Here is a 12894-nt window from a genome sequence, read left to right on the forward strand (position 1 = left end):
CGTGGATGGCTTCGGATGAAGGTGATGCACGAGGTGGCGACTGCGGGGGCGCGTGCGGTGACGTATGAGCGACGCATGGGCAGCGCGCGATGCGTCGCCGACGTTCGTCACCCTGGCGACGCCTCCCGGCACGCGTGCTGATGCCTCGCCGTAGCGGCGTTCGCGCGTGCGCACCATGACATGGGCGTCGCCGACGTCCCTCACTCCGGCAACGCCTCCCAGCACGCACGTACGCATGCTTCGCCGTAGCGGCGTTCGAGCGCGCGCACGGTGAAGTGGGCGTCGGCGATCTTCTGGAAATGATCGATGAACGCCGCGTTGACGCTTGCGCCGACGACGGCGCCGATCGCCGGCACCGATTTGGCCGCGATCTGCTCGCTGATCTGGACCGAAAGCCGCGAGGCGATCTGCCGGATCAATTGAAGCAGGACCGATGACGAGTGCGCGCCGAGCCCTTTCGACGCCAGCTCGCTCGATGCGCGCGACACCGCCTGCGCGAGCGTGCCGCGGACCATGAAATATCCCCATTGCGCCTCGTCGTCGTCGGGCGCGGGCCCGCCGAGCGCGAGCACGAGCAGACACTGGAGCTGGACCGCGGGATCGCCGAGCGACTCGCCTTTCGACTGCGCGATCGCGCAGATCGAGCGAAACATCAGCGTCGTCGTGACCGGCAATTCGGCCGGCAGCGCGAGCAGACCGAACGCGCCGCCCGCGGCCCCCGTGCCGATCACCGCGAGCTTGTGCAGGCCTCTCGACCGCGCGCGCGCCTGGGCGGCGATGCCGCTCGGCGCCGCCGTCGCGCCGTCCGAGAGCGTGCGCAGCGCGACGTCGAGGCATCGGCGCAGCGCGGCCTCGGCGAGGTCGGTGATCTTGTCGTGCAGGCCGCCCGGCACATGGCGCAGCAGGGTGTCAATGCGCATGCCGACGCCCGACGCGATGCGGATCGCGAGCGACGGACGCAGCAAGTCGGCCTTCGCCTGCGCGAGCGCGCGCCGATCCTCGTCGCGCATCGGCGCGAGCACTGCCTGGACTCCATCCGGGTTCGACGGCATGCTATGATCCTAAAAATTGTCGAGTCAACAATTGCATTGTCAAAAAATATGGCGGTTCATACAGCGACGCCCCACTCGCACGGGCAAGTTCTTCCGTTTCGCGAATCTCTCCTCGCCATCCTCGGCATCGCATTCGTCACGATGCTCGTCGCCCTCGACCAGACGGTCGTCGGCACGGCGCTGCCGACGATCGTGGCCGAATTGCACGGCTTCGAGCTCTATGCGTGGGTCGCGACCTCTTATCTGCTTGCTTCGGTCATCACGGTGCCGATTTTCGGCCGCCTCGGCGATTATTTCGGCCGCAAGCCGTTCGTCATCGCATCGATCATCGTCTTCACGGGCGCCTCGCTGCTCTGCGGCGCGGCGAACTCGATGCTGTTCCTCGTCATCGCGCGCGGGCTCCAGGGCATCGGGGGCGGCATGCTCGTCGGCACCGCCTTCGCGTCGATTCCCGACCTCTTCCCCGACGCGCATACGCGCCTGCGCTGGCAGGTCGTCATGAGTTCCGCGTTCGGCATCGCGAATGCAGTCGGTCCCTCGCTGGGCGGTTTTTTGACCCAGTACTATGGGTGGCGTTCGGTCTTTTACGTCAATTTGCCGATCGGTCTGCTCTCGGTTGTCTTCGTCTGGCGTTTTCTCCCGCATTTGCGCAACAGCAAGCATGAGGGCCCGATCCGGATCGACTGGCTCGGCGCGGCGTTGATCGCCCTGTCGCTGGGCGCGCTCCAGATGCTCGTCGAAGAGCTGCCCAAGCATGGCGTGACGACCTACACGAGCGTGCTCGGCGTGCTGGCGATCGTCGCGTTCGGCGCGCTGTGGCGCTGGGAACGCCGCGCGGCGCAGCCGATGCTGCCGCTCGACATGTTCGCGAACCGCGCGCTGTCGACGCTGTTTCTGCTCGCGGTGCTCGGCGGATTTTCGTTGTTCGCGCTGCTGTTCTACGCGCCGCTGTTGCTGCAGGGCGGCTTCGGCATGTCGCCGCAAGAGGCGGGCCTGGTGATTACGCCGCTCGTGGTCTGCATCACGATCGGCAGCATTACGAACGGGCGCATCGTGACGCGCCTGCGCAATCCGAACCTCATGCTGTACGTGGGGTTCGTGATGATCGCCGTCGCGTGTCTCGGCGTCGGCGTCGCGACGCGGTCGACGTCGCATGCCGTGCTGTTTGTGATCATGTTGGCTGGTGGCCTGGGACTCGGTTTTGTCTTACCGAATCTGACCGTTTTCGGGCAGCAAGCAGCCGGACGCGAGCATTTCGGGATCGCCACGGCGCTGTTGCAGTCGTTGCGCATGGTGGGCGGGATGTTCGGCACGGCGCTGACGGGCACGGTCGTCACGCATTTTTATCGGCATGGCGTGCACGTCGCGCTTGAGGACGCGAACGCGATGCAATGGCTTGCGCATTTCGGCGATCCGCAGATTCTGATCGACCGCAACGCGCAGGCCGCCTTGGTAGCGGAGCTCGCGAAGGCCGGGCACAATGGCGCGCTGCTGATCGAGCAGGCGCGCGAGGCGCTGGTCGGCGGCATTCATTTGGGCGAGGTCATCGCGGCGGTCGTCGCATTCGTCGCGGTCGTGTGCTCGCGGCGTGTGCCGCCCGTCAAGCTCACGCGTACGGTTGAGCCGCCCGTCGTAGCGGAGTAAGAGGTGAGTCATGAACGAACGTGAACGTATCGCGCTGATTCAGCAGTTTGGACGGACCTATCGCGCGTTCATGGCTGCGTTCGAAGGCCGCGTCGGACAACCGCTGCCGCGCTGGCGCGTGCTGATCGCGCTCTACGACAACGGCGGCGCGCGCTCGCAGCGGCAGCTCGTCGAGCAATGCCGGATCGATCCCGGCGCGCTGACGCGTCAGGTCAAGGCGCTCGAGGCGCTCGAATGGGTCGACCGTCGCACGGATGAGCGCGACAACCGCGTGACGAACGTGTCGCTGACCGATGCGGGCCGCGCGATCGTCGAAACGTGCCTGCCGCAGCGCGATGCGTTTCTCGCCGAAGCGATGAGCCGGATCGACGATACGACGCTCTCGGCGCTGTCGAGCGGGCTCGCCCTGCTCGAGGCCGGCGTGGCCGACAGCATCGCATCGCACGCCGTGGCGGCCGTCGCGGATCCGGTCGAGTGATCCGGCGCGCGCGCCGCGCCTACTGACGCGCCGTGCGCGCGTTGTCGGGGCTCGGCATGCTGAAGTTCGTCCGGAACGGATTGATATCGAGCCCGCCGCGACGCGTATAGCGCGCGTAGATCGCCAGGCGCGTCGGACGGCATTCACGCTGGATGTCGACGAACATCTGTTCGACGCACTGCTCGTGAAACCCCGTGTGGTTGCGGAACGAGATGATGTAGCGCAGCAGTCCGGCCTGGTCGATCTGCGGGCCGTGATAAAACACTTGCACGCTGCCCCAGTCGGGCTGGCCCGTCACCGGGCAATTGGTCTTGAGCAGGTTCGAGGTAAGCGTTTCCTCGACGGGCGCTTCGTCGAAGTTCGCGCCGAGCAGCGACGCTGTCGGCTCGTAGACGTCCGTGTCGAGATCGAGCCGGTCGAGCGACAGTCCGTCGAGTTCGTCGAATTCGAGCTTGCCGAATTCGAACGGCGACGTAAGCCGAACCTTGACCGGCGCGCCCGCGACCGCCGACAGATCCGTGCGCAACGTCGCGGCGAGCGCATCGGCCGACTCGACGACGGTATTCGCGAACGAACCCAGATACAGCTTGAACGACTTCGATTCGATGATGTGCGGCGACTCGGCCGGGATCGCGAACGTCGCGATCGCGATCTGCGGCTTGCCGCGCGCGTTGAGCCACGACAGCTCGTACGCATTCCAGAGATCCGTGCCGAAGAACGGCAGCGCGCCGGTCAGACCGATCGCGGAGCGCCCGCGCAGCCGTTCGATCGGAAACAGCAGCGTCGGATCGTAGTGTTGGAGATACTCGGCGGGCTTGCCGAGCGGAGACTGGTCAGGATTCATCGTTCGAAATACCGGAGATGACGTGACCCGTCGGCGTCACGGCGAGCGCCGATTCGCAATGCAGGGTCTGGTCGTCAAAAAAGAAATCAGGCTCGAATTCTCGCAAAAAACGGCCCTTCTCGAGTCCGCCGAGAAACATCGCCTCGTCGACATAGATGTCCCACGCCATCAGCGTACGGATCGCGCGCTCGTGCGCGGGCGCCGAGCGCGCGGTCACGAGCGCCGTGCGGATGCGCATCGGCGCGTCGGAATCGGCGGCGCTCTGGAGCCGGTGCAGCGCTTCGAGCAAGGGCTTGAACGGCCCGTCGGCGAGCGGTTTGCCGACCCGGCGCGTTTCGTGGTGCTGGAACGCGTCGAGTCCCTCGCGCTGGTAGACGCGCTCGGCTTCGTCCGAGAACAGCACGGCGTCGCCGTCGAACGCGATCCGGATCTCGTTCGGCCTGCGCTCGGCCTGCTTGACCGACTCGGGGAACACGCGCGCGGCCGGAAACCCGGCATTGAGCGCGGCGCGCACGTCGTCGGGGTTCGCCGACAGGAAGAGATTCGCGTTGAACGCGTTCAGATAACCGAACGGCGGGCTGCCGCGCGTGAAGACGCCGCGCTGAATATGCAGATCGTGCCGTTTGGCCGACTTGAACACGCGCAGGCCGCTGACCGGGTCGTTGCGCGACAGGATCACGACCTCGACGCGATGCACGTCGCCCTGGTTGAACTGCTGGAGCTTGCGGATCAGGGGATAGGCGACGCCGGGTTTGGCCGGCACGTCGAGCCGGTCGAGCTGGAGCTTCATGTACGGGCGGTCGTCGCCGTTCGCTTCATCGAATGCGCGGTTCTCTTCCTCGAAATCGAACAGCGCGCGCGATGAGATCGCGATCACCAGCTTGTCGTCGAGCGTGAAGGCCATGCACGTGTCTCCAGATCGGTCGGCGGTCCGCGCGACTCGCGACGCGCGCGAACGCGCGGTCTCGCGGCTACGACGCCGCCAGGAACAAACGATAGACCGGATTGCGGCTTTCGTCGTAATACGGATAACCGAGCGTCGTCAGGAAATGCTCGAACTGCGCGATCTCGTTCGTCGGCACCTGAATCCCGACGAGGATGCTGCTGTAGTCGGCGCCCTGGTTCCGATAGTGGAACAGGCTGATGTTCCAGTTCGGCGCCATCGACGACAGGAAACGCATGAGCGCGCCGGGCCGCTCGGGGAATTCGAACCGGTAGAGCAACTCGTTCTGCGCGAGCGGCGAATGGCCGCCGACCATGTACCGGATATGCTGCTTCGACAGTTCGTCGTGCGACAGATTGACCGTCGTGAAGCCGTGATTTTCGAACGTCGAGCTGATCTGCCAGCTCTCGTCGCGGTTGCGGATCTGCACGCCGACGAAGATCTGCGCTTCCTTCTTGTCGGCGATCCGGTAGTTGAATTCGGTCACGCTGCGATCGCCGACGAGTTCGCAGAAGCGCTTGAAACTGCCGCGCTCCTCGGGAATCGTGACCGCGAACACGGCCTCGCGCGCTTCGCCGACCTCGGCGCGCTCCGCGACGAAACGCAACCGGTCGAAATTCATGTTCGCGCCCGACGTGATCGCGACGAGCGTCTTGTCGCGCACGCCCTCGCGTTCGACGTAGGCCTTGAGTCCGGCTAGTCCGAGCGCGCCCGCCGGTTCGAGCAGGCTGCGCGTGTCCTGGTAGACATCCTTGATCGCCGCGCACAGCGCGTCGGTGTCGACGACCACGACCTCGTCGAGATAAGCCTGGCAGAGCCGGAACGTTTCCTCGCCGACGAGCTTGACCGCCGTGCCGTCGGAGAACAGCCCGACCTCGGGCAGCGTCACGCGCTCGCCTTGTTCGAGCGAGCGCGCCATCGCGCACGAATCCTCGGTTTGCACGCCGATGACCTTGATCGACGGGTCGAGCGTCTTGACGAACGCGCCGATACCGGCCGCGAGCCCGCCGCCGCCGATCGGCACGAAGATCGCGTGGATCGGTCCGCGGCCTTGCGCCTGGTACTGGCGCAGGATTTCCATCGCGACCGTGCCTTGACCCGCGATCACATCGGGATCGTCGAACGGATGGACGAAGGTCAGGCCGCGGTCGCGCTGGATCTCGGCCGCGCGTTGGTAGGCGTCCGAATACGATTCGCCGGTCAGCACGACTTCGACGGCGCTGCCGCCGTGCGCGCGGACCGCGTCGATCTTGACCTGCGGCGTCGTGACGGGCATCACGATGACGGCCTTGACCTTCATGCGCGCGGCCGACAGCGCGACGCCCTGCGCATGATTGCCGGCCGACGCCGTGATCACGCCGCGTTCGAGCGCGTCGGCGCTCAGATGCGCCATCTTGTTATAGGCGCCGCGGACCTTGAACGAGAAGACGGGCTGGTTGTCTTCGCGCTTGAGGTAAATCGCGTTGCCCAGCCGTCCCGACAGATTGCGTGCGAGCTCGAGCTCGGTTTCATGCGCGGCGTCGTAGACACGCGCCGTCAGGATTTTTTTCAGGTAGTCGGGGGCGGACATGGGTCGAAGCGGAAAGGGGCAAAAGATCGCCATGATAGCGCCCGCCGCCGGCGGGGCGGGCGGGATGCGCTTCCAGGACAGGCATCCGGCACGTGCATCCGGGACAGGCATCCGGCCACGGCCGGGCGGCAGGCGAGCGGGGTACTAGATCTGGGCGACGGCGTCGAGATCGGACGGCGTGTCGATATCGCGCAGCACGCCCGCGTCGAGCGTGTCGAGCAGCGTCACGGGCACGGCGTCGAGCAGGCCGCGCGCGCCGTCGTCGCCGTCGAGCGCGGCGAGCGCCGCTTCATGCGCGGCCCCGAATCCGACCGGGTGGCCGCGCCGGCCCGCATGGCGCGGCGCGACGATCATCTCGGCGCGCGCGCCGGGCGCGACGAGGGTCTGTGCGATTTCGAGGATCGTCGCGGGCGCGATCGCCGGCATGTCGGCGAGCGCGACGAGCCAGCCGTGCGGGTTGGCGCTCGCGCGCACGCCCGCCGCGAGCGCCGCGTTCATGCCGCGCTCGGCGTCGGCGCTGACGACGACTTCGCAGCCGGCCTCGGCCAGCAGCTTCTGCAGCGTTTCGCTGTGCCGCGCGGCTTCCGGGCTTTCGGTGCCGGGCCGCACGACCGCGACGACGCGCGGCAGCACGCTGCGCAGGCGGCGCGCCGCGACGAAGGCGACGGGCAGTCCGCGCGTCGGTCCGGCGGGCATCGGTTCGGTGAGTTTGTTGCGGGCGCCGGCCGGATCGAAGCGCGCGCCTCGGCCCGCGGCCAGCAGGATGCCGACCGGAAGGTCCGGCCGGATGGATTCTCGGTGTCGCATGACGGTCTCCTCGGTGCGCGATTGTCGCATCGATCGGGGCCGAAAACCCCACGGAGCCTGGGGCGAACACCGATCGGGCCGATGCAGTACAATCGCCATTCAAGAAAAGGACCCCGCAATGCCCTGGCAGCCCGCCCTTTCCCGCCATGCTTCAGCGTCGACGCGCATCACCTGCGCGGCTGTGGCACGTCCGCTGCTGCCGTCCCGATCGTGGCGCCCGACCGAATCCTGCCGACACTGACAGAATCAGTGCATGAGCCCAGGCGGTCGATGCATCCGTACCCTTCGGATGCCGGTCCCGCTGCCGGCCAGCCTCAGCCAGCCTTTTCCGAGCAAACCGCGCGCACTGCGCGCAGCCGGCGCCGGTCTGACAGACCCCGAGCCGGACAAATGAATTGTCGAACATGAACGCTCCCCAAGTATTCGACCCGCTGCCGAACGACGCGACGGTCGCTGCCCACGAGAACGGCCCCCGTCTGCGCGAGATCCCGTACAACTACACGTCGTTTTCGGATCGCGAGATCGTGATCCGGCTGCTCGGCGACGAGGCCTGGCGCGCGCTCGACGAGCTGCGCGGCGAACGCCGCACCGGCCGCTCGGCCCGCATGCTCTACGAAGTGCTCGGGGATATCTGGGTCGTCCAGCGCAACCCGTACCTGCAGGACGATCTGCTCGACAATCCGAAGCGCCGCGCCCTGCTCGTGAACGCGCTCTATCACCGCCTCGGCGAGATCGAGAAGCGCCGCAAGGCCGATCTCTCGTCGCATGACGACATCGCGGGCCGCGACCGCGCGACCCGCGTCGAAACGCTCGTCGTCGCTGCGCGCAAGGCGGTCGAGACGTTCAAGGCGCAGTTCGAACAGACGTACGACTTGCGCAAGCGCGCGACGAAGGTCTTCGGCCGCGTCACGCAGAAGGACAACGTCAAGTTCGACGGCCTGTCGCGCGTCTCGCACGTGACCGATGCGACCGACTGGCGCGTCGAGTACCCGTTCGTCGTGCTGACGCCCGATACCGAGGAAGAGATCGCCGGCCTCATCAAGGCCTGTTTCGAACTCGGACTCACGGTGATCCCGCGCGGAGGCGGCACGGGCTATACGGGCGGCGCGATTCCGCTGACGCCGTTCTCGGCCGTCATCAACACCGAAAAACTCGAATACCTGAGCCCCGTCGAAATGACGGATCTGCCGGGCGTCGACCGCAAGGTCGCGACGATCTACTCGGGCGCGGGCGTCGTCACGCGCCGCGTGACCGAGGCCGCCGAAGCCGCGGGCTTCGTGTTCGCGGTCGATCCGACCTCGCTCGACGCGTCGTGCATCGGCGGCAATATCGCGATGAACGCGGGCGGGAAGAAGGCCGTGCTCTGGGGCACCGCGCTCGACAATCTCGCCTGGTGGCGCATGGTCGACCCGCAAGGCAACTGGCTCGAAGTCACGCGCCTCGACCATAACCTCGGCAAGATTCACGACATCCCGCTCGCCCGCTTCGAATGCAAGTGGTTCGACGGCAGCTTCGCGCCCGGCGAAAAGCTGCTGCGCTCGGAGATCCTCGAGATCGAAGGCCGCCGTTTCCGCAAGGAAGGGCTCGGCAAGGACGTGACCGACAAGTTCCTCGCGGGGCTGCCCGGCATTCAGAAGGAAGGCTGTGACGGGCTCATCACGAGCGGCCGCTGGATCCTGCACAAAATGCCCGCGCATACGCGCACGGTGTGCCTCGAATTCTTCGGCCAGGCGCGCGATGCGATTCCGAGCATCGTCGAGATCAAGGACTTCATGTTCGAGCAGACGCGCCAGGGCGGCGCGATTCTCGCGGGTCTCGAACATCTCGACGAACGCTATCTGCGTGCCGTCGGCTACGCGACGAAGAGCAAGCGCAACGCGTTTCCGAAGATGGTGCTGATCGGCGACATCGTCGGCGACGACGCCGATGCGGTCGCGAGCGCGACGTCGGAAGTCGTGCGCATGGCCAACGCGAAGAGCGGCGAAGGATTCGTCGCGGTCAATGCCGAGGCGCGCAAGCGGTTCTGGCTCGACCGTTCGCGCACGGCGGCGATCGCCAAGCATACGAACGCGTTCAAGATCAACGAGGACGTCGTCATCCCGCTGAATCGCATGGGCGAGTACACGGATGCGATCGAGCGGATCAATATCGAGCTGTCGAACAAGAACAAGCTCCAGCTGGTCGACGCGCTCGAAACATTCTTCCGGTCGGGCAATCTGCCGCTCGGAAAGAGCGACGACGCGAACGAGATCCCGACGGCCGAGCTGCTCGAGGATCGCGTCAATCAGGCGCTCGATCTGATCGCGCGCGTGCGGGCGCGCTGGACGTACATCCAGACGCATCTCGACGCGCCGCTCGCCTCGGTGCGCGACGAGCTGTTCGGCCTCGGCTACGCGGCGCTCGCCGAGGCCTTCGCGAAGCGTCTCGAAACGCAGCCCGACGCGCGCGTGTTCGATCTCGCGCAGGACCGCACGATCCGTGTTTCTTGGAAGCACGAACTGCGCGCCGAACTTCGCCAGATCTTCAACGGCGGCGAATTCAAGCCGATCCTCGACGCCGCGCAGGCGACGCACAAGAAGGTGCTGCGTTCGCGCGTGTTCGTCGCGCTGCACATGCATGCGGGCGACGGCAACGTCCACACGAACATCCCCGTCAATTCCGACGATTACGCGATGCTGCAGGACGCGCATCAGGCCGTCGCGCGGATCATGGATATCGCGCGCGCGCTCGACGGCGTGATCTCGGGCGAACACGGGATCGGCATCACGAAGCTCGAATTCCTGACCGATGCCGAGATCAGCGAATTCCGCGAGTACAAGGCGAAGGTCGATCCCGAGGGCCGCTTCAACAAGGGCAAGCTGCTCGGCGGCGCCGATCTGCGCAACGCCTATACGCCGAGCTTCGGCCTCATGGGCTACGAGTCGCTGATCATGCAGCAAAGCGATATCGGCGCGATCGCGGACAGCGTCAAGGACTGCCTGCGCTGCGGCAAGTGCAAGCCCGTCTGCGCGACGCACGTGCCGCGCGCGAATCTGCTCTACAGCCCGCGCAACAAGATTCTCGCGACGTCGCTGCTCGTCGAGGCGTTCCTCTACGAGGAACAGACGCGCCGCGGCGTGTCGATCAAGCATTGGGACGAGTTCAACGACGTGGCCGATCACTGCACGGTCTGCCACAAGTGCGTGACGCCGTGCCCGGTCAAGATCGACTTCGGCGACGTCACGATGAATATGCGCAATCTGCTGCGCAAGATGGGCAAGAAGAAGTTCAACCCGGGCTCGGCCGCGGGCATGTTCTTCCTCAACGCGACGAACCCGAACACGATCAATCTGACGCGCAAGGTCATGATCGATTGGGGCTACAAGGCCCAGCGCCTCGGCAACGACGTGCTCAAGAAAGTCGCGCGCAAGCAGGTCGCAAAGCCGCCCGCGACGGTCGGCAAACCGCCCGTCGTCGAGCAGGTCGTGCACTTCATCAACAAGAAGATGCCGGGCAATCTGCCGAAGAAGACCGCGCGCGCGTTGCTCGATATCGAAGACGACAAGATCGTCCCGATCATCCGCAACCCGAAGGCCACGAACGTCGATTCGGAAGCCGTGTTCTATTTCCCGGGCTGCGGTTCGGAGCGGCTCTTTTCGCAGGTCGGACTCGCGACGCAGGCGATGCTCTGGCACGTCGGCGTGCAGACCGTGCTGCCGCCGGGCTACCTCTGCTGCGGCTATCCGCAGCGCGGCGCGGGCCAGTTCGACAAGGCCGAGAAGATCGTGACGGACAATCGCGTGCTGTTCCATCGCGTCGCGAACACGCTCAACTACCTCGACATCAAGACCGTCGTCGTCTCGTGCGGGACGTGCTACGACCAGCTCGCGGGCTATGAGTTCGACAAGATCTTCCCGGGCTGCCGGATCATCGACATCCACGAGTTCCTGCTCGAAAAGCAGGTCAAGCTCGAAGGGGCGACCGGGGTCCGGTATATGTATCACGATCCGTGTCACACGCCGATCAAGACGATGGACGGCACGAAGCTCGTCAATCAACTGATGACGACGGGCGACAACGGCGGCTACACGATCGAGAAGAACGACCGGTGCTGCGGCGAATCGGGCACGCTCGCGGTCACGCGTCCCGACGTGTCGACGCAGGTGCGTTTCCGCAAGCAGGAAGAAATGCAGAAGGGCACCGCGAAGGTTCGCAAGGACGGCTACGAAGGCGACGTCAAGATCCTCACGAGCTGCCCGTCGTGTCTGCAGGGGCTGTCGCGTTATCAGGGCGATACGGGCGTCGAGGCCGACTATATCGTCGTCGAGATCGCGCGCAATCTGCTCGGCGAGAACTGGATGGCCGACTACGTCTCGAACGCGAACTCGGGCGGTATCGAACGAGTGCTCGTCTGAGGCCGGGGCGGCGCGCGCGAGGGCGTGCGCCGTCGCGGATGCGTCGAAGCGGGCGCAATGCGGGTTGCGGGACGAATCGGCACGCGGGTGATGAAGCGGGTCAAGGCGCGGATCGACGGGCGGATCGATATGCGGATCCATGAGCAGGTCAACAGGCGGGGGCATCGATGAGCTGTGTGTTTTGCGATACCGACGGCGGCACGGTGCTCTGGCGCGATGCGGCGCTGCGCGTCGTGCTGGCCGACGAGCCCGGCTATCCGGGCTTTTGCCGCGTGATTGCGAATCCGCATGTCGCGGAGTTCAGCGATCTCGATGCGCCTTCGCGCGCGCATCTGATGGAGACGGTCGCGGCCGTCGAGCGCGCGGTGCGGCATGTCATGAAGCCCGGCAAGGTCAATCTCGCGAGTCTCGGCAATCAGGTGCCGCACGTGCACTGGCACGTGATCCCGCGCTATGCCGACGATGCGCATTTCCCGAAGCCGATCTGGGCCTCGCCCGAGCGTGACGTCGCCGAGGCGCGGATCCATGAGCGCGAGGCGCTCTCGATGGGCCTGCGCGACGCGGTCGCGCGCGAGATGCAGGGCGTCGCCGCGGCGCGCCGACCCGGATGAACACGAATATGATGACCGCGATCGCGGCCGGAGCGAAATCATGAGCGCGTCGCCGACGCCGTCGGGCCTTGTGCTGCACAAGCAGTCGAAGGTGCTCGAAGTCCAATACGAAGACGGGCGTGCGTACCGGCTGCCGTTCGAACTGCTGCGCGTGATGTCGCCGTCGGCCGAGGTCAAGGGGCACGGCCCCGGCCAGGAGACGCTGCAGACCGGCAAGCGCGACGTGGCCATCGTCGGGCTCGCGCCCGTCGGGCACTATGCCGTGCAGATCATGTACTCGGACGGCCACGATTCGGGCATTTACACGTGGGACTATCTGTACACGCTGTCGACGCGCCAGGACGAGATCTGGGCCGACTACCTGTCGCGTCTCGCGGCGGCGGGCCTCGACCGCGACGCGCCGATGCCGTCGGGCGGCGGTCATGCGCACGGCCACGGCCACGCGCACTGACGGATGCGCGGGCGCCGGCGCGGGACTTCCCGTGCCGCTGACCCAAAAAAGCGCGACACGGGTAAACTCGCGCCCATTCCAACACGATTCGGCGCAGATC

The 12894-nt window shown here is 66.1% G+C and carries 10 protein-coding genes; 5 read left to right on the forward strand and 5 right to left on the reverse strand.

Features of this window, described 5'->3' with window-relative positions; genetic code table 11:
• Positions 1–200 precede the first annotated feature (200 nt).
• Positions 201–1052: an EcsC family protein gene (locus tag D7S86_RS02930; RefSeq protein WP_121083237.1), complete on the reverse strand. Its 852-nt coding sequence runs from the start codon at positions 1050–1052 to the stop codon at positions 201–203.
• Positions 1053–1100: 48 nt separating this feature from the next.
• Between D7S86_RS02930 and D7S86_RS02935 the strand changes: the two genes are divergently transcribed.
• Both D7S86_RS02935 and D7S86_RS02940 read left to right on the forward strand, forming a co-directional pair.
• A complete protein-coding gene (locus D7S86_RS02935) occupies positions 1101–2696 on the forward strand; it encodes an MDR family MFS transporter (protein WP_121083240.1) in 1596 nt (531 codons plus the stop codon).
• Between the two features lie 10 nt (positions 2697–2706).
• Entirely contained in the window at positions 2707–3174 is a 468-nt protein-coding gene (locus D7S86_RS02940; RefSeq protein ID WP_121083243.1) for a MarR family winged helix-turn-helix transcriptional regulator, read from the forward strand.
• 19 nt (positions 3175–3193) lie between these two features.
• On the opposite strand, the gene queF is transcribed toward D7S86_RS02940, so the two are convergent.
• The 4 genes from queF to D7S86_RS02960 all read right to left on the reverse strand — a co-directional run bounded on the left by queF (position 3194) and on the right by D7S86_RS02960 (position 7338).
• Positions 3194–4018, reverse strand: a complete 825-nt coding sequence (queF, locus tag D7S86_RS02945) for an NADPH-dependent 7-cyano-7-deazaguanine reductase QueF (RefSeq protein WP_121083246.1) — start codon at positions 4016–4018, stop codon at positions 3194–3196.
• Entirely contained in the window at positions 4008–4922 is a 915-nt protein-coding gene (locus D7S86_RS02950; RefSeq protein ID WP_121083249.1) for a 5'-nucleotidase, read from the reverse strand. The genes queF and D7S86_RS02950 overlap by 11 nt, the downstream gene beginning before the upstream one ends.
• Positions 4923–4989: 67 nt before the next feature.
• The gene (ilvA, locus tag D7S86_RS02955) at positions 4990–6531 is read right to left on the reverse strand and encodes a threonine ammonia-lyase, biosynthetic (protein WP_121083252.1); all 1542 of its coding nucleotides are present in this window, start codon (positions 6529–6531) and stop codon (positions 4990–4992) included.
• Between the two features lie 144 nt (positions 6532–6675).
• A complete protein-coding gene (locus D7S86_RS02960; protein ID WP_121084243.1) occupies positions 6676–7338 on the reverse strand; it encodes a nucleotidyltransferase family protein in 663 nt (220 codons plus the stop codon).
• A gap of 404 nt (positions 7339–7742) precedes the next feature.
• Between D7S86_RS02960 and D7S86_RS02965 the strand changes: the two genes are divergently transcribed.
• The 3 genes from D7S86_RS02965 (at position 7743) to D7S86_RS02975 (ending at position 12794) form a co-directional block, all read left to right on the forward strand.
• Entirely contained in the window at positions 7743–11732 is a 3990-nt protein-coding gene (locus D7S86_RS02965) for a DUF3683 domain-containing protein (protein ID WP_121083255.1), read from the forward strand.
• Between the two features lie 167 nt (positions 11733–11899).
• Positions 11900–12343, forward strand: a complete 444-nt coding sequence (locus D7S86_RS02970; RefSeq protein WP_121083258.1) for an HIT family protein — start codon at positions 11900–11902, stop codon at positions 12341–12343.
• Positions 12344–12383: 40 nt separating this feature from the next.
• The gene (locus D7S86_RS02975) at positions 12384–12794 is read left to right on the forward strand and encodes a gamma-butyrobetaine hydroxylase family protein (protein WP_121083261.1); all 411 of its coding nucleotides are present in this window, start codon (positions 12384–12386) and stop codon (positions 12792–12794) included.
• Positions 12795–12894: the final 100 nt, after the last annotated feature.

Source organism: Pararobbsia silviterrae, from assembly GCF_003628125.1.
In the GTDB taxonomy this organism is placed as follows: Bacteria; Pseudomonadota; Gammaproteobacteria; order Burkholderiales; family Burkholderiaceae; genus Pararobbsia; species Pararobbsia silviterrae.